23 protein-coding genes are annotated in these 26,392 nt (G+C 67.5%); 7 read left to right on the top strand and 16 right to left on the bottom strand.

The window, feature by feature from the left end; genetic code table 11:
* Window positions 1-23: 23 nt before the first annotated feature.
* The 4 genes from ABL843_RS06165 to ABL843_RS06150 form a co-directional block, all read right to left on the bottom strand.
* Entirely contained in the window at window positions 24-2,183 is a 2,160-nt protein-coding gene (locus ABL843_RS06165; RefSeq protein ID WP_418119314.1) for a TonB-dependent receptor family protein, read from the bottom strand.
* Window positions 2,184-2,246: 63 nt separating this feature from the next.
* A complete protein-coding gene (locus ABL843_RS06160; RefSeq protein ID WP_126022967.1) occupies window positions 2,247-2,459 on the bottom strand; it encodes a hypothetical protein in 213 nt (70 codons plus the stop codon).
* Window positions 2,456-3,655, bottom strand: coding sequence for a PepSY-associated TM helix domain-containing protein (locus ABL843_RS06155; protein WP_184635050.1), 1,200 nt, complete (start codon window positions 3,653-3,655; stop codon window positions 2,456-2,458). Before ABL843_RS06155 ends, ABL843_RS06160 begins: the two co-directional genes overlap by 4 nt.
* 29 nt (window positions 3,656-3,684) lie before the next feature.
* Window positions 3,685-5,799 carry a TonB-dependent siderophore receptor gene (locus ABL843_RS06150; protein ID WP_418119313.1) on the bottom strand — a complete coding sequence of 705 codons (2,115 nt, stop codon included), beginning with the start codon at window positions 5,797-5,799 and terminating at the stop codon, window positions 3,685-3,687.
* Window positions 5,800-5,977: 178 nt separating this feature from the next.
* Here ABL843_RS06150 and ABL843_RS06145 point away from each other — a divergent pair, with 178 nt between their 5' ends.
* Complete coding sequence (locus tag ABL843_RS06145; protein ID WP_418119312.1) at window positions 5,978-7,579, top strand: phospholipase D family protein; 1,602 nt, start codon at window positions 5,978-5,980, stop codon at window positions 7,577-7,579.
* 19 nt (window positions 7,580-7,598) lie between these two features.
* Here ABL843_RS06145 and ABL843_RS06140 read toward each other — a convergent pair whose 3' ends face one another.
* A complete protein-coding gene (locus tag ABL843_RS06140; protein WP_418119311.1) occupies window positions 7,599-8,516 on the bottom strand; it encodes a LysR family transcriptional regulator in 918 nt (305 codons plus the stop codon).
* A 138-nt stretch (window positions 8,517-8,654) separates the two neighbouring features.
* On the opposite strand from ABL843_RS06140, the gene ABL843_RS06135 reads away from it, so the two are divergent.
* The 4 genes from ABL843_RS06135 to ABL843_RS06120 are packed head-to-tail and all read left to right on the top strand — an operon-like array spanning window position 8,655 to window position 11,968.
* Complete coding sequence (locus ABL843_RS06135; protein WP_418119310.1) at window positions 8,655-9,923, top strand: aromatic ring-hydroxylating dioxygenase subunit alpha; 1,269 nt, start codon at window positions 8,655-8,657, stop codon at window positions 9,921-9,923.
* A 3-nt stretch (window positions 9,924-9,926) separates the two neighbouring features.
* Complete coding sequence (locus tag ABL843_RS06130; protein ID WP_126022961.1) at window positions 9,927-10,397, top strand: aromatic-ring-hydroxylating dioxygenase subunit beta; 471 nt, start codon at window positions 9,927-9,929, stop codon at window positions 10,395-10,397.
* Between the two features lie 8 nt (window positions 10,398-10,405).
* Window positions 10,406-10,723, top strand: coding sequence for a non-heme iron oxygenase ferredoxin subunit (locus tag ABL843_RS06125; protein WP_184635040.1), 318 nt, complete (start codon window positions 10,406-10,408; stop codon window positions 10,721-10,723).
* 18 nt (window positions 10,724-10,741) lie between these two features.
* Entirely contained in the window at window positions 10,742-11,968 is a 1,227-nt protein-coding gene (locus ABL843_RS06120) for an NAD(P)/FAD-dependent oxidoreductase (RefSeq protein ID WP_418119309.1), read from the top strand.
* 22 nt (window positions 11,969-11,990) lie between these two features.
* Here ABL843_RS06120 and ABL843_RS06115 read toward each other — a convergent pair whose 3' ends face one another.
* Window positions 11,991-12,758, bottom strand: coding sequence for a response regulator (locus ABL843_RS06115; RefSeq protein WP_126022958.1), 768 nt, complete (start codon window positions 12,756-12,758; stop codon window positions 11,991-11,993).
* A gap of 603 nt (window positions 12,759-13,361) precedes the next feature.
* On the opposite strand from ABL843_RS06115, the gene ABL843_RS06110 reads away from it, so the two are divergent.
* Both ABL843_RS06110 and groL read left to right on the top strand, forming a co-directional pair.
* A complete protein-coding gene (locus ABL843_RS06110; RefSeq protein ID WP_007835162.1) occupies window positions 13,362-13,652 on the top strand; it encodes a co-chaperone GroES in 291 nt (96 codons plus the stop codon).
* A gap of 31 nt (window positions 13,653-13,683) precedes the next feature.
* On the top strand, window positions 13,684-15,336 hold the full coding sequence (gene groL / locus ABL843_RS06105) for a chaperonin GroEL (protein WP_126022952.1): 1,653 nt from the start codon (window positions 13,684-13,686) through the stop codon (window positions 15,334-15,336).
* A gap of 159 nt (window positions 15,337-15,495) precedes the next feature.
* On the opposite strand, the gene xylB is transcribed toward groL, so the two are convergent.
* From xylB to ABL843_RS06055, 10 genes are all read right to left on the bottom strand, one after another.
* On the bottom strand, window positions 15,496-16,962 hold the full coding sequence (xylB, locus tag ABL843_RS06100) for a xylulokinase (protein WP_418119308.1): 1,467 nt from the start codon (window positions 16,960-16,962) through the stop codon (window positions 15,496-15,498).
* A gap of 177 nt (window positions 16,963-17,139) precedes the next feature.
* Window positions 17,140-18,084 carry an AraC family transcriptional regulator gene (locus ABL843_RS06095; RefSeq protein ID WP_184635034.1) on the bottom strand — a complete coding sequence of 315 codons (945 nt, stop codon included), beginning with the start codon at window positions 18,082-18,084 and terminating at the stop codon, window positions 17,140-17,142.
* Between the two features lie 14 nt (window positions 18,085-18,098).
* The gene (locus ABL843_RS06090; RefSeq protein ID WP_418119307.1) at window positions 18,099-19,073 is read right to left on the bottom strand and encodes a carbohydrate kinase family protein; all 975 of its coding nucleotides are present in this window, start codon (window positions 19,071-19,073) and stop codon (window positions 18,099-18,101) included.
* Window positions 19,074-19,094: 21 nt separating this feature from the next.
* Window positions 19,095-19,769 carry a transaldolase family protein gene (locus ABL843_RS06085; RefSeq protein WP_418119306.1) on the bottom strand — a complete coding sequence of 225 codons (675 nt, stop codon included), beginning with the start codon at window positions 19,767-19,769 and terminating at the stop codon, window positions 19,095-19,097.
* 7 nt (window positions 19,770-19,776) lie between these two features.
* On the bottom strand, window positions 19,777-20,565 hold the full coding sequence (locus tag ABL843_RS06080) for an L-iditol 2-dehydrogenase (protein WP_126022948.1): 789 nt from the start codon (window positions 20,563-20,565) through the stop codon (window positions 19,777-19,779).
* Window positions 20,562-21,953, bottom strand: a complete 1,392-nt coding sequence (gene dalD / locus ABL843_RS06075) for a D-arabinitol 4-dehydrogenase (protein WP_418120441.1) — start codon at window positions 21,951-21,953, stop codon at window positions 20,562-20,564. The genes ABL843_RS06080 and dalD overlap by 4 nt, the downstream gene beginning before the upstream one ends.
* Window positions 21,954-22,041: 88 nt before the next feature.
* Window positions 22,042-23,082, bottom strand: coding sequence for an ABC transporter ATP-binding protein (locus ABL843_RS06070; protein WP_418119305.1), 1,041 nt, complete (start codon window positions 23,080-23,082; stop codon window positions 22,042-22,044).
* Between the two features lie 119 nt (window positions 23,083-23,201).
* On the bottom strand, window positions 23,202-24,038 hold the full coding sequence (locus ABL843_RS06065) for a carbohydrate ABC transporter permease (RefSeq protein ID WP_126022946.1): 837 nt from the start codon (window positions 24,036-24,038) through the stop codon (window positions 23,202-23,204).
* A 13-nt stretch (window positions 24,039-24,051) separates the two neighbouring features.
* Window positions 24,052-24,909, bottom strand: a complete 858-nt coding sequence (locus ABL843_RS06060) for a carbohydrate ABC transporter permease (RefSeq protein WP_126022945.1) — start codon at window positions 24,907-24,909, stop codon at window positions 24,052-24,054.
* A gap of 139 nt (window positions 24,910-25,048) precedes the next feature.
* Window positions 25,049-26,359, bottom strand: a complete 1,311-nt coding sequence (locus ABL843_RS06055) for an ABC transporter substrate-binding protein (RefSeq protein WP_019654469.1) — start codon at window positions 26,357-26,359, stop codon at window positions 25,049-25,051.
* Between the last annotated feature and the right edge of the window lie 33 nt (window positions 26,360-26,392).

Here is a 26,392-nt window from a genome sequence, read left to right as displayed (position 1 = left end):
CAAGAGAAAAAGATGGTGGGGCGTCAGAAGCGGTAGGCGCCGCTCAGCCCCACCGTCCAGTTGCGGCCCGGCGCCGGCTCGTAGTAGCGGCCGTTGCCTTCGTTGACGATCACCGAGCCCACGTAGCGCCGGTCGAACAGGTTGTCGACGCGCGCGAAGGCGTTGAACTCCCAGCGCTCCCACTTCTTCAGGTAGCCCGCATACACCGCCGCCACGGCGTAGCCCGGCGCGCTCGCCGTGTTGGCGTCGTTGGCCTGGATGCGCCCGAGCGCGCGCATCTCGATGCCGGCGCGCCAGCCCTCGGGCGGCACCCAGCCCAGCGACGCGAACAGCGACTGCCGCGCGATGCCAGGAATGCGGTTGCCCGCAGCCACGGTGTTCGCGGTGCCGCACGGAGACGGCGAGCAGAAAGCGTCGCGATAGGTCGCGTCCAGCCACGTGTAGGCCAGTTGCGTGCGCCAGTGGTTCGCTGTCTCGTGCTGCCAGCCCAGTTCGAGGCCGTTGCGCTTCGTGCGGCCCGCGTTCTGGAAGGTGGCGCGGCCGCCGACGTTGGTGTCGGTCACGATCTCGTCGCGCGTGCGGGTCTGGAACAGCGCTGCCGTGAGCAGGCCGCCGGCGAGCCGCGCCTTGGCGCCGATCTCGATGCTTTCGTTGACCGACGGGCGCAGCGCGAAATTGAGGCCGCTCGCGCCGTTGGCGCGGTAGGAAAGCTCGTTCAGCGTAGGCGTCTCGAAGCCGCGCCCGATGGAGCCGTACAGCGCCAGGTCCTGCGTCGCCTGGTAGCGCAGGGAGGCCACCGGCAGGGTCTTGCTGTAGCGCGCGCTGCCGCTGTCGTCGCGGTTGGTGCCGACGATGTAGCGGTCCTGCGAGTCGAAGTGCACGCTGCTGCGGCGCACGCCGGCCTCGAGCGTCCAGCGGTCGGTGAGCCGCCATGTGGCCTGCGCGTACGGGTCGAGGTTCCTGGCCTCGTTGAGTTCGTTGCGCCGCAGCCGCCCCCGCACGCCGAGCACGGGAGCCGACACCGGCCCGAGGTAGTTCTCGTAGCCCCGGCGCTTTTCGTGCAGGCTGTCGTAGCCCAGGCCGGCCACGATGTCGAAGGGCCGGCCGGCCAGGGTGAGCGCGGCGTTCCAGCGCAGGTCGACACCGCCGTACTGGCGCGAAAGATCGATCACGCCGCCCGCGTGCAGCGGGTTCTGCTGCGCCGACGGCGGGATCGACTGGAACTGCACGGTCTTGCGCTGGCCGCCGTAGACCATGAGCCGCAGCCCCTGCGTGGCGTCGATGCGGTGCTCGTAGAGCAGGCCGGCCTGCGTCTGCTCGACCGTCTTGCGCGTGTCGTACTGCGTGGCCAGCGGCGCGTTGCGCGGCGCCAGGGCGTACTGGTCGGCGGTGAGGCCCAGCGGGTCCTGCGCGGCTATGCGCACGCTGTTGAACACCAGCGTGAGCCTGTCGCCGTTGTCCAGCGCGATGCCGAGCTTGCCGTTGGCGATGTCGCGCTTCGCGGCGCTGTGCTCGCGCCAGCCATCGGTGTGGAAGCGGCTCGCGTCGAGCAGGTAGTCCACCGCGCCCTGCGATCCGCTGAGCTTCAACGACTGCCGCCAGGTGCCGAAGCTGCCGCCCGCGAGCGAATACGACAGGCGCGGCGGCCCCTCGCCCGAGGCGGTGAAGGCCTGCACCACGCCGCCGGAGGAGTTGCCATAGAGGGCGGAGAACGGTCCGCGCAGCACTTCGACGCGGTCCAGCGAGCCGATGTCGATGTTCGATGTCTGGCCCTGCCCGTCGGGCAGGGTCGCGGGGATGCCGTCGACGTAGAGGCGCACGCCGCGCACGCCGAAGGTCGAGCGCGCACCGAAGCCGCGGATGGAAAGCTGCAGGTCCTGCGCGTAGTTCAGTCGGTTCTGCACCTGCAGGCCCGGCACCGCGCCGAGGCCTTCGGACAGGTTGACCTGCAGGCGGCTGTCGCGCATCTCGTCGCCATCGACGCGGTCGACCGAGCCGGGCACGTTGAAGGGTGCGACCTCGCCTCGGGGAACGGATACGGTGATCTCGCGCAGGCTCGGGGCGTTGCTGCCGGGGCCCGGGCCGGCGGCGGGCTGATCCTGCTGCGCCCGCGCGGCCGGCGGCGCGGCGAGCAGAAGGAGGAGGCCGGCGGCGGTGAAGGCAACGGGCGCGAGGTTCTTCATCGCGCCGATTCTGCTTTGGCGCGCCGGCCGCGCGTGTCGCGGTGGCGCGACTCTCAGGGAAAACTAGGACTCGCCGGCCTTCTCGGCCCGCTTCCTGCACCAGCCGTACCAGACGCACACCACGCACGGGATGCCCAGCGCGATCCAGGCCAGGACGTCGCCCAGGCCGCCGTCGCTGAAGAGCGCCGAGATCAGGCCGAAGGTGGTGAGCACGCCCAGCACGATGGGCCAGCCCCACATCTGCCAGAAGCCGTGATGATGGTGCTGCGGCTTCATGCCTGCGCCTTCATCGCCGGTGCCGGCTCGGGTTGCGAGACGCCGACGTGCTCGGGCTTCCTCTCTTCGTGTTCCTGCACCTTCCTCGAGGCCGCCGGCGCGGTGTTGCCGCGCTTGAGCCACAGGTACAGGCCGCTGCCCAGCACGATGATGGTCGCGATGTCGAGCAGTGCCCAGATGATCTGCATCGGCATGCCGCCGTAGTCGCCGAAGTGCAGCGGCTGCGACACCAGCAGCGCCCACAGGTACCAGGGCAGCTTGGGCGATGCGGTCACCTCCGCCGTCTTGGCGTCGACCAGTACCGGCTGGAAGAGCTTCGACGTGAATGGTTCGTTGCCGCGCAGGAAGAAGGTCGTGTGGTGCGGGCTCGAGAACGACGTGCCCGGGAACGCGATGAACGACAGCTTCATGCCGGGCGTCGCCTGGATCGCGGCTTCCATCGAGCGCTGCACCGAGGCGCGGTCGTTCACCGCCACGACGGGCTCGTTCTTGTAAGGCGTCAGCAGCGCGCTGAGCTGGTCGTACTGCCAGTACTTGATGACCAGGTCGGCCCAGGTGTTGATCATGCCGGTGGCGCCCACCACGAACACCCACACCAGCGTGACGATGCCCAGCAGGTTGTGCAGGTCGAGCCACTTCAGGCGCGGACGCTTCTCGCGCCGCACCGTGCCGAAGTCGAGCTTGCGCATGAAGGGCGAATACAGCACCACGCCCGAGACCACGGCCACCAGCAGCAGCAGGCCCATGAACCCGAGGAACAGCTTGCCCGGCAGACCCGCGAAGAGGTCGACGTGCAGCTTGAACATCACGTACATGAAGCCCTCGTCGAACTTGGGCTGCGCGAGCACCTCGCCCGTGCGCGCGTCGACCGCGACCGACTTGAAGTCGTCCGTGGGCGCCGGCGTGGGCGTGAGCGTGACGAACCACAGGCCGTCATCGTCCTCGGGCTGCGAGGCGAACTGCACCACGCGGTCGGGGTGCCTGGCCTTCGCGACCTCGAGCACGCGGTCGAGGCTGACGCGCGGCGTGTCCGCCGGCATCTTCGGCGCCTCGACCTCGGTGCCCAGCAGGTGGCCGATCTCGTGGTGGAAGATCAGCGGCAGCCCGGTGATGCACAGCAGCAGCATGAAGACGGTGCACACGAGGCTGCTCCACTTGTGCACCCAGGCCCAGGTCTTGATCTTTCTGCTGTTCATGTCGTGGCTGTTCTATCGAGGAAGGGGTTCTAGAAACGGTAGGTCGCGCTGGCGACGATGTTGCGGCGCGCGCCGTACCAGCAGTCGCCGCGCGCGAGGCAGGTGCTGAAGTAGGTCTTGTCGGTGGCGTTGTTGATGTTCAGGGCGTAGCGCCACTTGGCCGACTCGTAGGCGAGCATCAGGTCGAGCAGTGCGACCGAAGGCACGTACGGGCCTGCGCCGGTGCCCTCGACGTCGCGGAAGCCGCTCATGTAGCGCACGCCGGCGCCGGCCGAGAAGCCCGGCACGCCCGCGATCGAGAAGCGGTACTTGCCCCACACCGACACCTGGTTGCGCGGCGTGTCGGTGAGCTTGTGGTCGACGTCGATGTAGGTGTAGTTGGCGACGAGGTCGAAGTCGCGCGCCAGGGTGGTCTTGAGCTCGAACTCCACGCCCTTGTTCTTCGTCGCGTCGACCTGCCGGCCATAGTTCGGATTGGTGCTGTCGAAGACGGTGCGGTTCTTTTCCTTCAGCGAGTACACCGAGGCCGTGAAGCTCGTCGCCGAACCCTGGGGCTGGTACTTGACTCCGGCTTCCACCTGTTCGCCGCGCAACGGCTTCAACAGCTTGCCGTCGGCGTCGGTGCCTGCCTGCGGGGTGAAGGATTCGGTGTAGCTCAGGTAAGGCGACCAGCCGGAGGGCAGCGCGTACATCACGCCCAGGCGGCGCGACGTGGCGCTCGTCGTTTCAGAAGCACTGCCCGCCGTGCCGGCGGTGCTGCGGTCATGGCGCAGCCCGGCAACGAAGATCCAGTTGTTCCACTTCATCTGGTCCTGCACGTAGATGCCGGCATTGCGCTGCGTGGTGCGGGGCTTGCGCGTCAGCTCGGTGACCGGCACGTAGCCGAGGCCGTAGACCGGTGCATAGGCGTCGATGGTGCTGTAGACCGAGCCTTCGGTCTTGTCCTGGCGCTGGCGGGAGTACTCGGCCCCCACGAGCAGCGTGTGGCGCACCGCGCCTGTGTCGAAATGGCCTTCGACGTGGTTGTCGATGCCGGCCATGCTGGTCCAGGCCAGCGACTTGTCGTTGTAGCGGCCGAGCAGGCGCTGGCCGACCGGGTCGAGCGACCAGCCGCCGGGCTCGGAGAACGAATCGGCGTAGTGGTAGTGCGAGTCGTTGAAGGTGCGCGACGCGCGGAAGTTCTGCCGGAAGGTCCACCGGTCGCCGAACTTGTGCTCGAACAGCCAGCCGAAGGTCTTGCGCTCGGTGTCGTAGCCGTCGCCCGGCTCGCCGATGAAGCGGCTCGACGGCAACGGGCCATTGATGTTCGGCAGGATCGTGCCCTGCCACGGGAAGAACTGGGAGGTGCTGCCGGTCTTGTCCTTCTGCCACAGGGCCTGCAGCGTCAGCGACGTGGCGGCGTTCGGCCGCCAGGTGAGCGACGGCATGATGAGGGAGCGGTCGTCGGGAACGTAGTCGACCTGCGTGTCGGACTTGCGGTGCAGCGCCACCAGCCGGTACGACCAGTCGCCGTCCGCCGTCAGGGGGCCGGTCAGGTCGGCCTGGATCTGCTTGCGGCCGAAGGAGCCGAACTGCACGCCGACCTCGCGGTAGGCCTCCTGCTGGGGCCGCTTGCTGACCATGTTGACCACGCCGCCCGCGGTGCCCGCTCCGAAGAGCATCCCAGAGGGCCCGCGCAGCACTTCGAGGCGCTCCAGGGTGTAGGGGTCGGGGCGTGCGGTGGCGGTGTACCAGCCGGAGGAGTAGGTCTGCAGGCCGTCGAGGTAGATGGTCGGTTCGCTGCCACGCACCAGGAAGCTGTCGGAACGGGAATCGATGCCGTAGGCGTCGGAACGCACGCCCGCGGCGTAGGTGAGCGCGTCCTGCAGGTTGGTCGCGCCCTGGTCGACCATCTGGTCGCGCGTGACCACCGTGACGGACTGCGGCGTCTCGGCAAGCGGCGTGTCGGTCTTGGTGGCAGTGACGGCGTTCTTCGCTCGGTAGCCGATAACGGGCGTGGTCGCCGTCTCGGCCCCGGCATCGACCCGCACTTCCGGCAGCGAGGCTGCATTCGTCGTCTGGGCCAGCACCTGGTGCTGTGTGTAGATCGCCAGGCATCCCGCCAGCACCGATGCAGCCTTGCGCCGCGCCACCAACCTCTTCATTCCCGCTCCGCTCCTCTACAAATTAATAAGAACGATTCGCATTTTATGCGTGACAAATTTCCGCCTTCCCGAATCACCGCCTTCAATGAAGGGCGTTGCGTTGCGAAATTGCGTCTTCTGCGCGAAGGCGAAACGGCTACGATGCCGCCCGCACGCTCACCGTGCGTTGGCAGCCTTCATGCTCAAGCTCATCGCCCTTCTGTTTCCCGCATTGCGCGGTCCGGCTCTGCGGCTGATGGCGCTCGTGGCGGTCGCCGCGCTCACCGGCTGCGCCGGCCTGCCGCCGCGCACGCCCGAGCCGCCCACGCTGGCCATCCCCGCCTCGCCGGCCACCGAACTGGGCCGCGCGGCCATCAGCCTCAACACCCCGTCCGACGGCCTTAGCAGCATGCGGCCGCTGATCGAGGCCTCCTTCGCGCTCGACGCGCGGCTCGAGCTGATGCGACGTGCGAAGTCGTCGCTCGACATCCAGACCTACCAGCTCGGCAACGACAAGACCGGCCGCCTGCTGCTTCGCGAGATGCGCAACGCCGCCCGCCGCGGCGTGCGCGTGCGGCTGCTGCTCGACGACTTCTACACGGCAGGCATGGACCGCCTGCTGCTCGGCCTCGCAGCCGAGCCCAACGTCGAGGTGCGGCTCTTCAACCCCTTCGTGAATGCGCGCGACCATTCGTCCGGGCGCTGGCTGGAGTTCTTCTCCGACTTCCGCCGGCTCAACCACCGCATGCACAACAAGCTGTTCGTGGCCGACGGTGCCATGGCCATCGCGGGTGGCCGCAACCTCGCCGACGAGTACTTCCTGCGCAGCGAGAGCGCGAACTTCATCGATTTCGAGCTGCTGCTGGCCGGCCCCGTGGTGCCCGAATCCGCCGCCATCTTCGACACCTACTGGAACAGCGACGTGGTCTACCCGCTGCAGCGGGTGGCCGGTTCCAGCCGCACGCCGCAGGCGCTGAAGGCCGATTTCGAGGAAGCGACCTCCCACGCCCACGCGCCGCCGCCCGACCCGCTGCCGTTTTCCGACCTGCTCGGCGATCCGCCACTGGGCGCGCAGCTTGCCGACATCGACGAGGCGAAATGGATGCGCGCCGAGGCCCACGCCTCCGCGGACAGCCCCAACAAGGCGCTGGGCGTGATGGCCCACCCGGTCGAGCCGCTCGCGCAGCGCTTTCACGAGATGCTGGCCACGGCCCGTTCGAGCGTGGTCGTGATCTCGCCCTACTTCATTCCGGGCGACGAGGGCATGGAGCGCATCCGCATGGGCCGCGAGCATGGCGTGAACATCACCGTCATCACCAACTCGCTGGCCGACAGCGACGAGCCGCTGGTCAACATCAACTACAACCGCTACCGCGTCGACATGCTCAAGCTCGGCGTGAAACTGTACGAGGTGAGCACGCAGCAGTTGAAGCGCAGCGACCAGTTCCGCACCCTGCTGAAGAAGGCGCGCGGGCGGCTGCATGCCAAGCTGGCGCTGGTCGACCGGCAGTGGGTGCTGCTCGGCTCCATGAACCTCGACCCGCGCTCCGCCCGCCTGAACACCGAGTTCGGCGTGCGCGTGCGCAGCTTCGACCTGACCCAGGCCCTGCTCTTCGCCTACCAGCTCGACGACATCGAGGGCGTGTACCGCGTCACCCTCAAGCCCGACGGCCAGAGCGTGCAGTGGGTCGGTACCGGCGACGTCGACAACGAGGTGCTCGACAGCGAACCCGACTCGAGCATGCTGACCCGGCTGCAACTGCTGCTTTTCTCGTGGTTCGTACCCACCGACCAGCTGTAGCAGCGGCGAAGCCCGCTCCTCAGCCCGGCCCGCCCTCGCCATAGAGCCCGATGATCAGCGAGCGCAGCCACGCGATAGCTGGGTCCTTGTGGAAGCGGCCGTGCCAGAACAGGTTGATCGCGATCTCCGGCAGCTTCGCCGGATGCCGCACGTAGGACAGGTCGAAGGGCCCCGCCAGTGCCTGCGCGAGTCTCTCGGGCACGGTCGCGACGAGGTCGGAGTCGTGCAGGATGTGCCCCACGGCCACGTAGTGCGGCACGGTCAACACCACCTTGCGCGTGATCTTCTTGCGGTCGAGGAATTCGTCGGCCTTGCCGTGGCCGGTGCCGTCCGAAACCACCACGACGTGATCGGCGGCGGAGAAGTCGTCGAGCGTCACCTTCTTCCTGCCGTCCAGCGGATGGCCGCGCCTGAACATGCACACATAGTTCTGCCTGAAGAGCCTGCGCTGGAAGTAGCCCGCCTTCAGCTGCGGCAGCAGGCCGATCGCGAGGCTGACGTGGCCGGCCTCTATCTCGTCCTGCAGGTTCACCGCCGTGTTGCGCACGGTGCTCAGCGACACGTTGGGCGCGACGCGCGCGATCTCCTTCATCAGCCTGGGCAGGAAGTAGATCTCGCCGATGTCCGTCATGCCGACGGTGAAGGCGCGCTTCGACGTGGCCGGATCGAACGAGGCCTTCTGGTTCATCGCCGCGTGGATGACCTGCAGCGCGCGCGCCGTCGGCTCCGCGAGCTGCTGCGCATAGGGCGTGGGCTCCATGCCGTTGGGCGTGCGCAGGAAGAGCGGATCGTCGGTGAGCTTGCGCAGCCGCGCCAGCGCGTTGCTCACGCCCGGCTGCGAGAGACCGAGGCTGCTGGCCACCTTGGAGACCCGGCGGTCGACGAGCAGCTGCTGGAAGACGACCAGGAGGTTGAGATCGATGTCCTTCAGCTCCATCGCCGGCCTCTCACATTCTTGAAATCAATATGAACTATTGATCACATTCTATTGAGCGATGACGCCCGAATGCGGATCATCGACGCACCCACGAGAGACGAACGCCGCCCTCCACCGGGCGGCCAAGGAGACACAAGAATGGACGACACCGCATCGGCGGTCTTCCCCCAGAAGATCCACTGGGAGAGCCAGGGCACCAGCCGCATCCCCTTCATGGCCTACACCGAGGCCGACCTGCACCGCCAGGAGCTGGAGCGCTTCTTCTATCGCGGCCACTGGAGCTACGTCGGCCTGGAGGCCGAGATTCCGGCGGTCGGCGACTTCAAGCGCACGGTGGTGGGCGAGCGCTCGGTGATCATGGTGCGCGATGCGGAAGACTCCATCAGCGTGGTCGAGAACGTGTGCGCCCATCGCGGCATGCAGTTCTGCCGCGAGCGGCACGGCAACCGCAAGGAAGGCGGCTTCACCTGCCCCTACCACCAATGGAACTACACGCTCGCAGGCGACCTGCAGGGCGTGCCCTTCCGCCGCGGCGTGAAGCAGGACGGCAAGGTCAACGGCGGCATGCCGGCCGACTTCAAGCCGGCCGAGCACGGCCTCAACAAGCTCAAGGTGGCCCGGCGCGGCGGCGTGGTCTTCGCGGCCTTCGACCCCGAGGTCGAATCGCTCGAGGACTTCATGGGCCCGGAGATCCTGGGCTACTTCGACCGGCTCTTCAACGGCCGCAAGCTCACCATCCTCGGCTACAACCGCCAGCGCATTCCGGGCAACTGGAAGCTCATGCAGGAGAACATCAAGGACCCGTACCACCCGGGCCTGCTGCACACCTGGTTCGTGACCTTCGGGCTCTGGCGCGCGGACAACAAGTCGGAGCTGAAGATGGACCGGCACCACCGCCACGCCGCCATGATCTCCACGCGCGGCGCGAGCGGCAAGGCAGACCAGGTGACCCAGGTGTCGAGCTTCAAGGAAAGCATGCAGCTCAACGACCCGCGATTCCTCGACATCGTGCCCGAGCCCTGGTGGGGCGGGCCGACGGCGGTGATGATGACGCTCTTCCCGAGCGTAATCCTGCAGCAGCAGGTCAACAGCGTCTCGACGCGGCACATCCAGCCCAGCGGTCCCGGCGCCTTCGACTTCGTCTGGACGCACTTCGGCTTCGAGGACGACACCGAGGAGATGACGCAGCGCCGGCTGCGCCAGGCCAACCTCTTCGGCCCCGCGGGTTTCGTGTCGGCCGACGACGGCGAGGTGATCGAGCTCTCGCAGAAGGGCTTCGAGCAGAAGCCATTCCACCGCACGCTCGCCGAACTCGGCGGCCGCGAGGTCGGCGATACGGACCACATGGTCACCGAGACGCTGATCCGGGGCATGTACGAGTACTGGCGCAAGGTGATGGAGGCTTGAGCGATGGACTTCCAGGAGTACTTCGAGCTTTCGCAGCTCTACGCCCGCTACGCCCAGGCCGTGAGCTCCAGCCAGTGGGAACTGTGGCCAGAGTTCTTCACGGAAGACTGCGTCTACCGGCTGCAGCCGCGCGAGAACCACGAGCGCGGCTTTCCTCTCGCCACGCTCTCCTTCGAGAGCAAGGGCATGCTGAAGGATCGTGTCTACGGCATCCGCGAGACCCTCTTCCACGACCCGTACTACCAGCGCCACGTGGTGGGCGCACCCGTGGTGCTGAAGGCCGAGCCGGGGCGCATCGAGTCGGAGGCCAACTACGCGGTCTTCCGCACCAAGCTCTCGGAGCTTTCGAGCGTCTTCAGCGTGGGCCGCTACATCGACGTGGTGGTGCGCACCGAGGAGGGCCTGAAGTTCGCCTCGCGCCAGGTCATCTACGACAGCGAAATGATCCCGAACTCCGTCATCTATCCGATCTGAGGACCGCCATGAGTGAGCTGCAATGGACCGACGCCGCCGCGGTCGACGACGTACCGGCGGACGACGTGATCGCCGTCCTCGTGGGTGGCAATGAAGTCGCGCTCTACAGCGTCGAAGGCAACGTCTACGCCACCGACAACATCTGCACCCACGGGCATGCCCGCCTGTGCGAAGGCTTTCTCGAAGGGCACGAGATCGAGTGCCCGCTGCACCAGGGCAAGTTCGACGTGCGCAGCGGCAAGCCCACCTGCGCGCCTGTGACCGAAGCGATCCGCTCCTATCCCGTGAAGATCGAGGGCGGGCGGGTGTTTCTTTCGCTGGGCTGATCTGCAACGGTACGAACCATGAGCGCTGAAGAAAAGACGATCGCGATCGTCGGCGCCGGCCAGGCCGGCGGATGGGCCGCGCAGACACTGCGCAGCGAAGGCTTCGGCGGCAGGATCGTGCTGATCGGCGACGAGGCGCATCGCCCCTACGAGCGCCCTCCCCTGTCGAAATCGGTTCTCGCCGGTGAAGCCCTTCCAGAGACGACCAGCCTGCAGAAGCCCGAAGCCTTCGGCGCGCTCAACGTGGACTGGCGCCCGGGAGTGAGCGCGACGCGCATCGACAGCGCGGCGAAGCGACTGCACCTGAGCGGCGGCGACGTCGTCGGCTACGACAAACTGATTCTCTGCACCGGTGGCCGTGCCCGGCGGCTGGGCATTCCCGGGTCGGAGCTGCCCGGCGTCTTCACGCTGCGCAACCTCGACGATGCCGCGGCGCTGGGAGCCGCGCTCATGCCGGGCAGGCGGCTGCTGGTCATCGGTGGCGGATGGATCGGGCTCGAAGTGGCCTCGACCGCCCGCAGGAAGGGGCTGGAGGTCACGGTCGTGGAAGCGATGCAGCGCCTCTGCGAGCGCACCGTTGCGCCTGAGATATCCGGCTACCTGCTTCGGCTCCACGCCTCGCATGGCGTTCATGTCGAACTGGGCATGGGCATCGAGCGCCTGGCGCAAGGCGCGGACGGCAACGGCCTGATCGCCACGCTCGTCGACGGACGCACGCTGGCATGCGACGTGGTGCTGGCCGGCATCGGCCTGATCGCGAACGACGAGCTCGCGCGCGAGGCCGGCCTGCAGTGCGAAGGCGGCATCGTGGTCGACTCGCAATGCCGCAGCTCCGACCCGGACATCCTCGCCGCCGGCGACGTCGCCGTCTGGCACTGCGAGCGCGCCGGCCGGAGGATTCGGCTGGAGTCGTGGCAGAACGCGCAGGAGCAGGGCATCGCGGCCGCGCGCTCCGCACTGGGCATCGCGGTCGATCACCAGCCGCTTCCGTGGTTCTGGTCCGACCAGTACGGCATCAACCTCCAGATATTCGGCATGCCGGCGCCGGGGCATCGCGCCGTGGTGCGCGGCGACATGGAGAGCGACAGCTTCGTCGTGTTCTTCCTGGATGGCGGCAAGGTCGCCGCCGCGCTGGGGCCGAACGCGGCGCGCGATCTGCGGTTTGCGCGAAGGCTCATCGAGCGCGGCACCGAGGTCACGCCGGAGCAGCTTGCCGATCTTCAGGTGCCGCTGTCCAGGCTCTGAGCGGCGCCAAGGCAGCCCGGAGCTACCAGGAGGCCGCGTGGCCGGGCCCTGACGGATACCTGATGCCGCCATCCTTGCCGCTGGGCTCGAACATGTAGCCCACGCCCCATACCGTCTGGATATAGGAAAACGCCCCGTCCTCCAGCAGCTTGCGCAACCGGGAGACCTGCACGTCCAGGCTGCGGTCGAAGGCGCCGAGTTCGCGCCCGCGCGCCACCTGCGCGAGCTTCTCCCGCGACATCGGCTGGCCCGTGTGCCGCACGAGCACCTTGAGAATCGCGATCTGCACGGTGGTGATGCCGAGGATGCGCCCGTCCCTGCGAAGCGTGCGCGTGCCCATGTTGAATTCGAAAGGCCCGAAACGCACGACCTCGTTCGCGATCGAAGGCCCGCCGGGCTCCTCCTTCGGAGGGCTGCGCCGCAGGATCGCCTGGATGCGGGCACGCAGTTCCCGGGGATTGCAGGGCTTGCAGACATAGTCGTCAGCGCCCATCGTCAGGCCCGCGATCCTGTCGGCGTCCTCGGCCTTCGCGCTGAGCATGATGATCGGCGTGCGCGTGCCAGTGGCGCGCAGGCGCCTGCAGACCGAGAAGCCGTCCTCGCCCGGCAGCAGCACGTCGAGCACGATGAGGTCGATGGCGCGGCGCTGCAGGATCGACGAAAGCGCACTGCCGTTCTCGGCCTCGAACACCTCGTAGCCCTCCTGGGAGAGATAGCCGCCGACCAGTTGCCGCAGGCGCGGGTCGTCGTCGACGACCGCGATCGCATCGCAGCGATGGGACGCGGTCATGCGAGCGGGTCTTTCGGTGGCGGGCTGCGATGGGCCTCGTTTCTCGAACTCATCGTTCCCCGCAGCCCGCGCGAGCCATCGGCCCTGCGTAAAATCAAATGCAAAATCATGGAAACCGGCTCGATCCGCCAAGTTCGACATCGGCCCCGAGGCCGGGTGAAAAACCGGGATTTATAGGGCCGGGGCCGTTGATTGATCTAATCCATTAGCAGCCCCATGAGCGCCGTCCCGCGTGCCTCATCACTTGCCTGGCCCCGAAGAGCGACTTGCCGGCCTGGCGAGCAGCGGCGTCGGCGTCGGGCCTGAATCATCGATCCGTGCATCGACTGATGGCCCCGGTTCCCTGCCGCCCCTCCCGGGCCTCCGGAAGCCACCTCCTGCCGCATCGGCGACAGAAAGAGCACGGCCGTGCGATTTCGGATTTCCTGACTGCGGAACTGGCGCCAGCGGCCGCCCAGCCTTGAAACGTCATCGATTGCCCTTATGATTAGCACTCGCTGCTGACGAGTGCTAACAGCCCTCGCTTCCAGCTGATGGGCTGCCGGCCTCCGGTCCGGCGCCCGACCACAAACCCGTTTCTTATCCATACATCCAGGAGATGCAATGAAACTTCGTCCTTTGGCCGATCGCGTGATCGTCAAGCGTGTTGACAGCGAAACCAAGACCGCATCGGGCATCGTGATCCCCGACGCAGCCGCCGAGAAGCCCGATCAGGGTGAAGTCCTGGCCGTGGGCCCGGGCAAGCGCAACGACAAGGGCGAACTGGCAGCTCTGACCGTGAAGGTCGGCGACCGCGTCCTGTTCGGCAAGTACAGCGGCCAGACCGTCAAGGTCGGCGGCGACGAGCTGCTCGTCATGAAGGAAGACGACCTGTTCGCGGTCGTCGAGAAGTAATTCAACAGATCCCCATTCGGAGTAATTAGACATGGCAGCAAAAGACGTAGTCTTCGGCGGCGAAGCCCGCGCACGCATGGTCGAGGGTGTGAACATCCTCGCCAACGCAGTCAAGGTGACCCTGGGCCCCAAGGGCCGCAACGTGGTGCTCGAGCGCTCGTTCGGCGCCCCCACCGTCACGAAGGACGGCGTGTCGGTCGCCAAGGAAATCGAACTGAAGGACAAGCTCCAGAACATGGGCGCCCAGCTCGTGAAGGAAGTGGCCTCCAAGACCAGCGACAACGCCGGTGACGGCACCACCACCGCGACCGTGCTGGCTCAAGCCATCGTTCGCGAAGGCTTCAAGTACGTGGCCGCCGGCATCAACCCGATGGACCTGAAGCGCGGCATCGACAAGGCAGTTGCTGCCCTGGTCGAAGAGCTGAAGAAGGCTTCGAAGCCCACCACCACGTCGAAGGAAATCGCTCAAGTCGGCTCGATCTCGGCCAACAGCGACGAAACCATCGGCAAGATCATCGCCGACGCGATGGACAAGGTCGGCAAGGAAGGCGTGATCACCGTGGAAGACGGCAAGTCGCTGGACAGCGAACTGGACGTCGTCGAAGGCATGCAGTTCGACCGCGGCTACCTGTCGCCCTACTTCATCAACAACCCCGAGAAGCAATCGGCGATCCTGGACAACCCGTTCGTCCTGCTGTTCGACAAGAAGATCAGCAACATCCGTGACCTGCTGCCCACGCTGGAGCAAGTCGCCAAGGCCGGCCGTCCGCTGCTGATCATCGCTGAAGAAGTCGAAGGCGAAGCCCTGGCTACGCTGGTGGTGAACACCATCCGCGGCATCCTGAAGGTCGTGGCCGTCAAGGCTCCCGGCTTCGGCGACCGCCGCAAGGCCATGCTGGAAGACATCGCCATCCTGACGGGCGGCAAGGTCATCGCCGAAGAAGTGGGCCTGACCCTCGAGAAGGTGACCCTGGCCGACCTGGGCCAGGCCAAGCGCATCGAAGTGGGCAAGGAAAACACGATCATCATCGACGGCTCGGGCGCTGCTCCGGACATCGAAGCCCGCGTGAAGCAGATCCGCGTGCAGATCGAGGAAGCCACCAGCGACTACGACCGTGAAAAGCTGCAAGAGCGCGTGGCCAAACTGGCCGGCGGTGTTGCCGTGATCAAGGTCGGCGCTGCCACCGAAGTCGAAATGAAGGAAAAGAAGGCTCGCGTCGAAGACGCCCTGCACGCCACCCGCGCTGCAGTGGAAGAAGGCGTCGTGGCTGGTGGCGGCGTGGCTCTGCTGCGTGCCAAGCAAGCCGTGGGCGACAAGGTCAAGGGCGACAACGCCGACCAAGACGCCGGCATCAAGCTGGTGCTGAAGGCCATCGAAGCTCCCCTGCGCGAAATCGTGAACAACGCCGGCGGCGAAGCCTCGGTGGTGGTGAACGCGGTTCTGGCCGGCAAGGGCAACTACGGCTTCAATGCCGCCAACGACACGTACGGCGACATGCTCGAGCTGGGCATCCTGGACCCGACGAAGGTCACCCGCACCGCACTGCAGAACGCCGCTTCGGTGTCCTCGCTGCTGCTGACGACCGAAGCCATGGTGGCTGACGCTCCGAAGGACGACGCTCCTGCCGGCGGCGGCATGCCCGACATGGGTGGCATGGGTGGCATGGGCGGCATGGGCATGTAATTGCTCGCCCCCAGGCTGCGCGGCACTTCGTGTCCGCTACGCCTCCCCCTACCGGGGGCGACACCTGCGGACCGGCTGAGCCGGATCCGCGGTGTCTCGCGAAATGAAAAAAGCTCGGCTTGCGCCGGGCTTTTTTCATGGGCGGTCGTGATTGCTCTGCTACTGGAATTGCGCCTGCACCGCCTTGTAGAGCGCCTGGAAGCGCGTATGCCTCGTCCTGCGGGCATCGGCCCCCTCGGTCGAGGGAACCAGCTTCTGCTTCACTGGCGGCAGCGTGCACACCTCTGCCACCTCGCCCCCATTCGCCAGCCAGGCCAGCCGCGCCGCGCCCAGCGCCCCACCAGTCTCGCTGCCCGCATAGAGCGTGAGCGGAACCTGGAAGATGTCGGCCAGCAACTGCCCCCACCACACACTGCGCGCGCCGCCGCCGACCAGCGCCATCTCGCGCATCGGCATGTCTTGCGGCAGCCGCAGGGTGTCGAAGCCGTCGCGCAGGCCGAAGCTCACGCCCTCGACCACGGCATAGGCGATCTCCGCCGGCCCGTGCGCATGCGTGAGCCCGAAGAGCACGCCCTGCGCGTTGGGGTTGTTGTGCGGCGAGCGCTCGCCCGACAGGTACGGAAGGAACAGCGGGCAGCGTTCGCGCTGCGACAGCGCAACGCTTGCGGCAGCTTCGAGCAGCGCCGCCTCGTCGGCAAACCTGAAAGTCTTGGCGGCCCAACTCACCGCGCTGGCGGCCGAGAGCATCACCGACATCTGGTGCCAGCGCTTCGGCAGCGCGTGGCAGAAGGCGTGCATCGCCTGTGCGGGGTTCGGCAGGAAGCGGTCGGTCGACGCGAACACCACGCCCGACGTGCCTAGCGACACGAAGCCCTGCCCCGGCTCGACCAGCCCCATGCCGACCGCGCTCGCCGCGTTGTCGCCGGCACCGCCGGCGATCTTGACGCCATCGGGCAGGCCCCATCGCCCGGCCAGTTCGGGCTTGAGCTGCGCCGACACTTCGCTGCCCTCGACCAGCCTCGGCATGTGGGCACGCGTCAGCCCCGTGGCGGCGAGCAGCTCGTCGGACCAGTCGCGCGCGCCCACGTCGAGCCACAACGTGCCCGCCGCATCCGACATCTCGCTGACCGACTCGCCGCTGAGCATGAAGCGCAGCCAGTCCTTCGGCAGCAGCACGCGGGCGACGCGGCTGAAGATCTCGGGCTCGTGCTCGCGCACCCACAGCAGCTTGGGCGCGGTGAAACCCGGCATCGCGAGGTTGCCCGCGATCTCGCCGAGCCTGGGCACGGCGCGCGCGAGCGCTTCGCATTGCGCGCCGCTGCGGCCATCGTTCCAGAGGATCGCGGGGCGCAGCACCTCGCCCGCTTCGTCGATCAGCGTGGCACCGTGCATCTGGCCCGAAAGGCCGATGGCGCGCACCGCCGCGAGTTCTTCGGGGTGCGACTTGCCGAGCGCACGCATCACTTCTTCGAGCGCCTGCCACCACTGCTGCGGCGCCTGTTCCGACCACAACGGCTGCGGCCGTTCGACCGTGAGCGGCGCGCGGGCCACGCCCACGATGCGATGGTCGTCGGCGAGCAAGAGCGCCTTGAGCTCGGACGTGCCGAGGTCGAGTCCCAGATACAAGATGAGCCCCTTATTTGATTTGTTCAGAATTGCCGTGCTTTCGCGCGGCGGATGTACGAAGAGCTCGCTTTCCTTTCAAGGAACACCGAGGAACCGGCTTTGCCGGGCCTCAGGTGTTGCCCCCCGGCGAGGAGGTTGGCGAAGCGACGCGGAGTGCGCGCAGCCTGGGGGCGAACCTCATACCCCGAAGCGCGTGTCGGCCTGCTTGCGGAATTCGCTGGGCGTCATGCCCTTGATCTCGAGAAAGCGCCGGTTGAAGTTCGCCACGTTGTTGAAGCCCACCTGGTAGCAGATGTCGGTCACGTAGTGGTCGGTCTGCATCAGCAGGTGGCAGGCGCTGTTGATGCGCACGCGGTTGACGAAGTCGGTGAAGCTGTTGCCGGTGGAGCGCCGGAAGAAGCGGCTGAAGCGGCTCTCGCTCATGCCCAGCTCGGCCGCCACGTCGGACATCGAGATCGGCTCGGCCATGTTGTTGGTGATGCGGTTGACGATGCCGTTGATCTGGTCGACCTGCGCGTCGCCGTCGGCGCCCTGCGCACCCTGCATCTGCACGCTCGACAGCAGCCGGTAATCGGTGCACTGCGCCAGGTCGGCCATGAAGTCGAGGAACAGGCCCAGGCGGCGCACGCCGCGCGCGGCCTTGATGCGGTCCCAGTGCGACTGCGCCTGCTGCGACATGCCGAAGAACTCGATGCCGTGGCGCGCCCGCTCCAGCAGCTGCATCACCTCGCGCAGCTCGGGAATCTGCGCCGCCGCGTGCTCGATGGGCTCGTGGCGGAACTGGATCACGCGGTCGCGCCCCGCCGCGCCGCCTTCGGGCACGTCGAGCGAGATCCAGTTGTGCGGCAGCCTCGGCCCGCACAGCACCAGGTGCCCGGGCTGGAAGGGCCCGATCCAGTCGCCGATGAAGGCCTTGCCCGATGTCTCGGTGATCAGGTGCAGTTCGTACTCTTCATGGAAGTGCCACCGCACCAGCGGGCTCGGGAAGCCGTGCGCCAGGCAGCGCACCACGCCGGTTTCTTCGGGGGCCTCGTAGCCCAGCGAGGGGGACCGCGCGAAGTCGCGCTCCAGTTCGGGCTGACGCTGGCGGGGAATCGAGCGCTTGCGGGTGGACGTCGTCATGATGGCAGCCCGGCTCAGGGCCGGGAAGCAGCAGCAACAGCGGTATTTTGTGCCTTCGCCAGCGCGGCGTGAACCGCCTCCAGCGTCGGTGGATCGGCACCCTCGCGGGTGCAGTTGAGGGCGGCGGCGGTAGCGGCGAAGCCCATCACGCCCTTCCAGTCGTCGTCGGTCAGCGCGTCGAGCTGCCCGGGCTGCTCGATGCCGTGCGAGAGCAGCGCCACCGACAGCCCTGCCGTGAAGGTGTCGCCCGCGCCGATGGTGTCGACCACGGTCACGCGCGGCGCCGCCACGCTCAGCGGCGCATGGCCGGTGCGCCAGAGCGTCGCGCCGTCGCCGCCGCGCGTGACGATCACGGCGCGAGCGCCGGCCTTCAGGCACTCGGCGGCCAGCGCATCCACCGGCTGGCCGGGCGCGAGCAGCGCGGCGTCCTCGTCGCTGAGCTTGACCAGGTCGGCCATGCCGAACCAGCCGTTCACGCGCTCGCGATAGGTAGCCATGTCGGTGATGAGGCTGGGCCGCACGTTCGGGTCGAACACGATCACGCGCTGCCCGCGGTTCGCCGCGACCAAGTCGGCGATGCGCGTGGCGGCCGGGTCCTGCAGCAGCGAGATCGAGCCGAAGTGCAGGAAGCGGCACTCCGCCGGCAGCTGCGGCAGCGGCTCGGGCGCCCAGGTGGCGTCGGCGCTGCCTTGCGTATAGAAGGCATAGCGGTTGGTTTGTGGCGTGCGCTCGACGAAGGCCAGCGTCGAAGGCGCGCCGCTGCGCAGGATGAAGCTGGTGTCTACGCCGTTGCGCTGCAGGAAGCCCATCAGCCGCTCGCCGAACAGGTCGGTCGAAAGCTGCGTGAGAAAGCCCGTCGGTTGCCCGAGCCGCGCGCAGGCCACGGCCGTGTTGAGCGGCGAACCGCCCTCGTGCCCGAGGAACGCCAGGGTGCCAGCCTCGCTGGCGGTGAAATCGATGAGGGCTTCGCCCGTGAGTGCAATGCGCATGGTGTCTGGATTCTGGCGCGGTCAGGCCGGCAGGTCGCGCGCGTCGGCGAGGAAGCCGCTTTCCGCGGCCAGCGTGGCGGGATGGTCGAGCAATGCGGAAAACAGGCGCGGCGGAATGGTGATGGCGCCCACGCCGATCCGCAGCAGAGAAAGATAGGCCTCGCGCGAGCGGATGCTCGCCACCAGCAGCCGCGTGCCCGACGCGGGCCGCTGCGCCACCAGCGCCTGCATCTGCGCGATCAGCCCCAGCCCGTCGGCGCCGGAGTCTTCCAGGCGGCCGAGGTACGGCGCGGCATAGGCGGCGCCCAGCTGCGCCGCGAAGTGGGCCTGCTCGGGCGCGTAAACCGCAGTCCAGGTGACGGGCACGCCCTGTTCGATGAGCCGCGCGCCGGCCGCGAAGCCCTGGCGCGTGGCCGGGATCTTCACCACCAGCTGGCCCGGCGCGAAGTGCGCGAGCAGCGCCCGCGCGTCCTCCAGCATGCCGTCGGCGTCCTGCGAATACACCTGCGCCTGCACCTGCCGCGCGCCCAGCTCGATGCAGCGGCGCAGCAGGCCGGGCACGTCGGCGCGGCCGATGCCGGCGCGCCTGAGCAGCGTGGGATTGGTCGTCACGCCGTGCACCACGGGGTGCGGCAGGCAGGCCTGCAGCTCGACCATGTCGGCGCTGTCGAGGTACAGGTGGAAGTCTTGGTTCATCGGGTCTTCAGCTCATGACGTTGCCGCCGTCGACATTGAGGGTTTGCGCCGTGATGTAGCGCGCCTCGTCGCTGGCGAGGAACACCGCCGCCCCCGCGATGTCGTCCGGCACGCCCATGCGTCCGAGCGGCACCGCTAGGCCGACCTGCCGCTTCTTCTCTCCGGGCTGCAGTCCTTCGGCCTTGGCGAACAGGCTGTCCACATGGTCCCACATCGGCGTGTCGACCACACCGGGAGCGATGCCGTTGACACGGATGCCGTGCGGCGCCATGGCCAGCGCGGCGCTCTGGGTGTAGCTGATGACGGCCGCCTTGGTCGCGCAGTAGTGCGACACCAGCGCCTCGCCGCGGCGCCCGGCCTGCGAGGCCATGTTGATGACCGACGCGCCCTGCGTGCCGGCCTCCACCATGTGGCGCAGCACCGCCTGCATCACGAAGAACATGCCCTTCACGTTGACGGCGAACAGCCGGTCGAACGAAGCCTCGTCGCTGTCGAGCAGCGGCGCGAGGTCGAATACCGCCGCGTTGTTGAACAGCGTGTGGACCGGCCCGAAGGCCACCTGCGCCTCGGCCAGCATGTGCGCGATGGCCTGCGTGTCGGTCACGTCGGCCGCGATGTAGGCCAGGCTGTCGGGGTGGCCCTGCTGCAGCGCGCGCACGGCCTCGGGTGCGGCGGGCGCGCGGTCGATCACCGTGCAGCGCGCACCTTCGGCGATGCAGGCCGCGGCCACGGCCAGGCCGATGCCGCCGCCCGCGCCGGTCAGCAGCACGTGCCTGCCCTGCAGCCTGCCGCTCATGGCTTGTGCCCCGCGGCCTGCACGAAGCGCGCGACGCGTTCTCCCGCGCGGCGCACGGCATCGATCAGCCGCGCATCGCCCGCGATGTTGCCCCACAGCCCCGCGTCGGAACACAGCGCGACCACAGGGTCGGCAGCGTCGCAGATCGCGTGCGCCACGGCCTCGTCCATGCCCTGGTCCTGGTAGGCGTAGGGCAGCGCGCCCTTGTGCCAGCGCTGCAGGAAGGCCAGGAACAGCGCGGGCAGCATCGCCACGCTCTCGATGGGCTGGCCGGCCGCGAGGCGCTCGCGCACCGTCGGCGCGATGAAGCCGGGGATCTTCGAGAAGCCGTCCGCCGCCACGCGCTGGTTGGTGTCACGGATGGCCGGGTTGCCGAAGCGGTCGAGCACCACGTCGCGGTAGGCCGCAAGGTCGATGGGGCTGGGGCTCAGGCAGGGAATGACGTCGTCCGTGACGTAATTGAAGGCCATCTTGCGGATGGCCGCATCGTGCGTGCCTTCGTGGATGAAGCCCAGCCCGATCAGCGTGCCCGCCCAGGCCACGCAGCTGTGGGTGGCGTTGAGGATGCGGATCTTGGCTTCTTCATACGGCTGCACCGACTCGACCAGCTCCACGCCCACGCGGCCCCAGTCGGGGCGGCCGGCCACGAAGTCGTCTTCGATCACCCACTGGATGAAGCTCTCGCCGGTGATGGCGGCTGCGTCGTCGCGTCCGGTGGCGGCCTTCACGCGCGCGCGCAACTCGGGCGGCGGGCGCGGCGTGATGCGGTCGACCATGGCGTTGGGGCAGCGGGTGTTCGCGTTCACCCAGGCCAGCAGGTCGGCATCGCCCGCCAGGCCGATGAACTCCAGCAGGCCGGCGCGGAAGCGGTCGCCGTTGTGGCGCAGGTTGTCGCAGTTCAGCAGCGTCAGCGGGCCCGCGTTCGCGGCCTTGCGCGCACGCAGGATGGCGCAGACGGCGCCGTAGATGGTCACGCCGTCGCCACCCGTCTCGCCGCGCCGTGCGCGCTCCACGTCGGCCGCGAGGTCGCTGAAGGAGAGATCGAGCTTGCCCTTGTCGTCGAGGTAGTAGCCAGCCTCGGTCACGGTGAACGAGACGATGCGCGTCAAGGGCGCCGCGCCGCGGGCGATCACGCCCGCCAGCGAACGCTCCCAGGGCAGCACCTCGCGGATCGCGGAGATCTCTTCGTAGCGGTACTCACCCGCGGGCGAGACGGTTTCGAGCGTGTAGCGCCCGCCCTGGGCTTCGAGCGCCGCGACGACCTCGGCCATGTCCGGCCGGATGTTGGCGCCCGAGAGCGACCAGCGGGTGTCGCCCGCGTCGATCAGCCGCTGCAGGTACACGGCCTGGTGGGCGCGGTGGAACGAGCCCAGGCCGAGATGGAGCACCGTGAACTCGGAAAGAGCCGGTGGAGTTTGCGCAATGGTCACGAGAAGGTCCGTTGAAAAGACGGTGGACAGGAGTAGATGGGTCAGGTCACGCGGCGACCGAGCGGCCCTCGCGGTTGAAGAGATGCAGCACCGACGGATCGAGCTCCACGGCCACGTCGTCGCCGGCCTGCAGCGGCGTGCGGTCGTTCTGCCGCGCGATCAGCGGCACGCCACCCACGTCGACGTGGATGAGCGTGTCGGCACCCAGCGCCTCGACCAGCTCGACGCGGCCGAGCACGTCGGTCACCGGCGCGCCCTGCTTCGGATGCACGCGCAGCCCCTCGGGGCGCACGCCCAGGAAGCCGTCGGCGGGCAGCCTGCCGCCGGTCGCGGCGGAAAAGGAAGGAATGGCGTTGGCCGCCACCATGTTCATCGACGGCATGCCGATGAACTGCGCCACGAACTGGTTGGCCGGGCGGTCGTACAGCTCCAGCGGCGTGCCGACCTGCTCGATCAGCCCGTCCTTCAGCACCACCACGCGGTCGGCCAGCGTCATGGCCTCGACCTGGTCGTGCGTCACGTAGATGGTGGTCGCGCCCAGCGCGCGGTGCAGCTTGTGGATCTCCACGCGCGTGTTGCCGCGCAGTGCGGCGTCGAGGTTCGAAAGCGGCTCGTCGAACAGGAACACCTTCGGCGCCCGCACGATGGCGCGGCCGATGGCCACGCGCTGGCGCTGGCCTCCCGAAAGGTCCTTGGGCGTGCGGTCGAGGTACTGCGTGAGGTTCAGCGTCTTCGCCGCGTACTCCACCTTGGTCTTGATCTCGCTCTTGGAGACGCCCGCCAGCTTGAGCGCGAAGGACATGTTGTCGTACACGCTCATGTGCGGATAGAGCGCGTAGCTCTGGAACACCATCGCGAGGTCGCGCTTGCCCGACGGCGCCCAGGTGATGTCCTTGCCGTCCAGCAGCAGGTTGCCGCTGGTGATCGGCTCCAGCCCCGCGATCAGCCGCAGCAGCGTCGACTTGCCGCAGCCCGAGGGCCCGACGAAGACGATGAACTCGCCCTTCTGGATCTGCAGGTCGACGCCCTTGATGATGTTGACTTCACCAAAGCTCTTCTTGATGTTCTTGAGTTCGAGGTAGGCCATTCACGACTCCTTGATGTTTTGCCAGCAGGCGAGCGATGCGCCGACGTTGTTCGAAAGCGCGCGGCGCCCCCTCGAGGGGGTTGGCGAAGCGACACGCAGTGCGCGAAGACTGGGGGTGTTCATTTCACTGCGCCGAAGGTCAGGCCCTGGACTAGTTGTTTCTGGCTGAACCAGCCGAACACCACGATAGGCGCGATGGCCATCAGCGAGGCGGCCGACAGCTTGGCCCAGAACAGGCCCTCGGGGCTGGAGTAGGAGGCGATGAGCGTGGCCAGCGTGCCGGCCTTGGCCGAGCTGAGGTTGAGCGCCCAGAAGGCCTCGTTCCAGCTCAGCACCAGGCACAGCAGGCCGGTGGACGCGAGCCCGCCCACCGACAGCGGCATCACCACGTGGCGGAACTCGGTCCAGAGGCTGGCGCCGTCCATGCGCGCGGCCTCCAGGATCTCGGGCGGGATGTCCTTGAAGGCGCTGTAGAGCATCCACACCATGATCGGCAGGTTCGACAGCGTGAACACGATGGTCAGCGCGGTGAGCGAATCCAAGAGGCCCGCGGTCTGCGCGATCACGTAGATCGGCACCAGCGCGCCCACGGCCGGCATCATCTTGGTGGAGAGCATCCACATCAGGATGTCGCGCGTCTTCTTCGTGCGGAAGAAGGCCATCGAGTACGCGGCCGGCGCCGCGATCAGCAGGCCCAGGATGGTCGAGCCCAGACTGGTGATGAGCGAGTTGCGCGCGTACAGCAGGTAGTCGCTGCGGCGCTGCACCTCGCCGAAGTTGTCGAGCGTGGGCTCGAAGATGAAGAGCGGCGGCACGTGGATCGCCTGCAGCTCCGTCTTGAAGGCCGTGAGGAACAGCCAGCCGAGCGGGAAGAACAGCAGCAGCGCGACGGCCCACGCACCGACGGTGCGCAGCAGCTGCGGCAGGAAGTTGCTGGGAGCTTGTGTCTGTTGCATGGTGTGCGCTCCCTCAATCGAGGTTCTTGCCGATGATGCGGATGAGGAACACGGCCACGATGTTGGCCAGCACCACCGCGAACAGCGCGCCCGCCGAGGCCACGCCCACGTCGAAGTTCATGAGCGACTGCTTGAAGATCATGTAGGTCATGTTCGTGCTCTCGTTGCCCGGGCCGCCGTTGGTGGTGATGGCGATCTCGGCGAACACGCTGAGCAGGAAGATCATCTCGATCATGATCACCACCGCCATCGGACGGGCGAGGTGAGGAATGGTGAGATAGAAGAAGCGCTGGACGGCGCTCGCGCCGTCCATGCGCGCGGCCTCCATCTGCTCGCGGTCGAGCGACTGCAGCGAGGTGATGAAGATCAGGCAGGCAAAGGGCAGCCACTGCCAGGCCACCATGATGATCACCGACAGCAGCGGCACGTCGGTGAGCCAGTCGACAGGCTCGGCGCCGAAGGCGCGCCACACGTCGGCCAGGATGCCGTAGATGGGGTTCATCATCATGTGCTTCCACAGCAGCGCGTTGACAGCGGGCATGACGAAGAAGGGCGAGATCAGCAGCACCCGCACGATGCCGCGCCCCGGGAAGGGCTCGTTCACCAGCAGCGCGAGCAGCACGCCGAGCACCACCGTGATGACGATCACGCTGCCGATCAGCAGCAGCGTGTTCCACGTGGCCGGCCAGAAGTCGGGGTCGGTGATGAAGTAGTGAAAGTTCTCGATGCCCGCGAAGGTGCGCTCGCCGGGCTGCATGAGGTTGTAGTTCACGAACGAGAAGTACAACGTCATCACCAGCGGCACGATCATCCAGAGGAAGAGCGTGAGCACGGCGGGCGCCATGAGGGCGCGTGGCAGGAGTCTTTTCATTGTGTGTTCCTCTCTGGGGGCTGTTGCCCCCTCTCCCGCTTGCGGGAGAGGGTTGGGGTGAGGGCATGCGACACATGCGGTGGGCACGCCGCCCCCCTCACCCTGCCCTCTCCCCGAGGGGAGAGGGTAAGAAAGCGGCTTACTTGTAGTAGCCCGCTTTCTTCATCTCACGTTCCGCCGCCGTCTGCGAAGTCTTCAGCGCCTGGTCCACAGTGACCTTGCCCGACAGCGCCGCACTCATCTGCTGCCCCACCGCCACGCCGATCGCCTGGAACTCGGGAATGGCCGCGTACTGCACGCCCACGTATGGCGACTTCGGCAGCGTGCTGTCCGTCAGGTTCGCGCTGTCGATCGCCTTCTTCTCGGCCGCCGCGAACTTGGCGACCTTCTGGAACTCGGGGTTCGCATACGTCGACTTGCGCGTGCCGGTCGGCACCGAGGCCCAGCCGGTTTCCTTGGCCACGAGGGCGATGTAGTCCTTCGACGTGGCCCACTTGATGAACTTCTGTGCCGCCTCGTCCTTGGTCGAGCTGGCCGGGATGGCGAGGTTCCACGACCACAGCCAGTTGGCGCCCTTGGGCGTGGCGGCGGTGGGCGCCTGCGCGAAGGCCACCTTGTCGGCCACCTTCGACTGCTTCGGGTCGCTGATGAACGATGCCGCGATGGTCGCGTCCACCCAGGCCGCGCACTTGCCTTCGTTGAAGAGCGCGAGGTTCTCGTTGAAACTGTTGGCCGAGGCGCCCGGAGGGCCGTCCTTCTTCATCAGGTCGACGTAGAAGGTGATCGCGTCCTTCCAGGGCTTGGTGTCGATCTGCGGCTTCCACTGCATGTCGAACCACTGGCCGCCGTTGGTGTTGACCAGCGTGGTCAGGAAGGCCATGTTGTCGCCCCAGCCCGGCTTGCCGCGCAGGCACATGCCGTAGACGCCCGCCTTCGGGTCGTTGGCCTTGTCGGCGAACTCCTTCACCTGCGCCCAGGTGGGCTGCTCGGGGAACTTCACGCCCACCTTGTCGGCCAGGTCCTTGCGGTACATGAGCATGGAGCTCTCGCCGTAGAAGGGCGCTGCGTAGAGCTTGCCCTCGTTCGACAGGCCGTCGCGGATGGCGGGCAGCAGGTCGTCCACGTCGTAGGCGGCGTCGGTGGCGATGGGCTTGAGCCAGCCCTTCTTCGACCAGATCGGCGTCTCGTACAGGCCGATGGTCATCACGTCGAACTGGCCGCCCTTGGTGGCGATGTCGGTGGTCACGCGCTGGCGCAGCGTGCCTTCCTCCAGCGTGACCCACTTGAGCTTGATGTCGGGGTTGGCCTTCTCGAAGAAGGGGGTGAGCTTCTGCATCTCGATCATGTGGCCGTTGTTCACGGTCGCGATCACGAGCTCGGTGGCGGCCTGCGAGACGACGCCCGTACCGATGAGTGCGAGGACGAGGCCCGCTTTCAGAAAACGCTTCATGTTTGTCTCCTAGAGGTGAGCGACGCCCTGTTC

It is taken from the genome of Variovorax sp. 350MFTsu5.1 (assembly GCF_048302515.1).
GTDB lineage: Bacteria > Pseudomonadota > Gammaproteobacteria > Burkholderiales > Burkholderiaceae_C > Variovorax > Variovorax guangxiensis.
This window is presented reverse-complemented; position numbering and strand designations above follow the sequence as displayed.

Excerpts from the sequence above, each read along its gene's own strand:
- ABL843_RS06165 (WP_418119314.1), bottom strand. The coding sequence starts at position 2,183 with ATGAAGAACCTCGCGCCCGTTGCCTTCACCGCCGCCGGCCTCCTCCTT.
- ABL843_RS06160 (WP_126022967.1), bottom strand. The coding sequence starts at position 2,459 with ATGAAGCCGCAGCACCATCATCACGGCTTCTGGCAGATGTGGGGCTGG.
- ABL843_RS06155 (WP_184635050.1), bottom strand. The coding sequence starts at position 3,655 with ATGAACAGCAGAAAGATCAAGACCTGGGCCTGGGTGCACAAGTGGAGC.
- ABL843_RS06150 (WP_418119313.1), bottom strand. The coding sequence starts at position 5,799 with ATGAAGAGGTTGGTGGCGCGGCGCAAGGCTGCATCGGTGCTGGCGGGA.
- ABL843_RS06145 (WP_418119312.1), top strand. The coding sequence starts at position 5,978 with ATGCTCAAGCTCATCGCCCTTCTGTTTCCCGCATTGCGCGGTCCGGCT.
- ABL843_RS06140 (WP_418119311.1), bottom strand. The coding sequence starts at position 8,516 with ATGGAGCTGAAGGACATCGATCTCAACCTCCTGGTCGTCTTCCAGCAG.
- ABL843_RS06135 (WP_418119310.1), top strand. The coding sequence starts at position 8,655 with ATGGACGACACCGCATCGGCGGTCTTCCCCCAGAAGATCCACTGGGAG.
- ABL843_RS06130 (WP_126022961.1), top strand. The coding sequence starts at position 9,927 with ATGGACTTCCAGGAGTACTTCGAGCTTTCGCAGCTCTACGCCCGCTAC.
- ABL843_RS06125 (WP_184635040.1), top strand. The coding sequence starts at position 10,406 with ATGAGTGAGCTGCAATGGACCGACGCCGCCGCGGTCGACGACGTACCG.
- ABL843_RS06120 (WP_418119309.1), top strand. The coding sequence starts at position 10,742 with ATGAGCGCTGAAGAAAAGACGATCGCGATCGTCGGCGCCGGCCAGGCC.
- ABL843_RS06115 (WP_126022958.1), bottom strand. The coding sequence starts at position 12,758 with ATGACCGCGTCCCATCGCTGCGATGCGATCGCGGTCGTCGACGACGAC.
- ABL843_RS06110 (WP_007835162.1), top strand. The coding sequence starts at position 13,362 with ATGAAACTTCGTCCTTTGGCCGATCGCGTGATCGTCAAGCGTGTTGAC.
- groL (WP_126022952.1), top strand. The coding sequence starts at position 13,684 with ATGGCAGCAAAAGACGTAGTCTTCGGCGGCGAAGCCCGCGCACGCATG.
- ABL843_RS06095 (WP_184635034.1), bottom strand. The coding sequence starts at position 18,084 with ATGACGACGTCCACCCGCAAGCGCTCGATTCCCCGCCAGCGTCAGCCC.
- ABL843_RS06090 (WP_418119307.1), bottom strand. The coding sequence starts at position 19,073 with ATGCGCATTGCACTCACGGGCGAAGCCCTCATCGATTTCACCGCCAGC.
- ABL843_RS06085 (WP_418119306.1), bottom strand. The coding sequence starts at position 19,769 with ATGAACCAAGACTTCCACCTGTACCTCGACAGCGCCGACATGGTCGAG.
- ABL843_RS06080 (WP_126022948.1), bottom strand. The coding sequence starts at position 20,565 with ATGAGCGGCAGGCTGCAGGGCAGGCACGTGCTGCTGACCGGCGCGGGC.
- ABL843_RS06070 (WP_418119305.1), bottom strand. The coding sequence starts at position 23,082 with ATGGCCTACCTCGAACTCAAGAACATCAAGAAGAGCTTTGGTGAAGTC.
- ABL843_RS06065 (WP_126022946.1), bottom strand. The coding sequence starts at position 24,038 with ATGCAACAGACACAAGCTCCCAGCAACTTCCTGCCGCAGCTGCTGCGC.
- ABL843_RS06060 (WP_126022945.1), bottom strand. The coding sequence starts at position 24,909 with ATGAAAAGACTCCTGCCACGCGCCCTCATGGCGCCCGCCGTGCTCACG.
- ABL843_RS06055 (WP_019654469.1), bottom strand. The coding sequence starts at position 26,359 with ATGAAGCGTTTTCTGAAAGCGGGCCTCGTCCTCGCACTCATCGGTACG.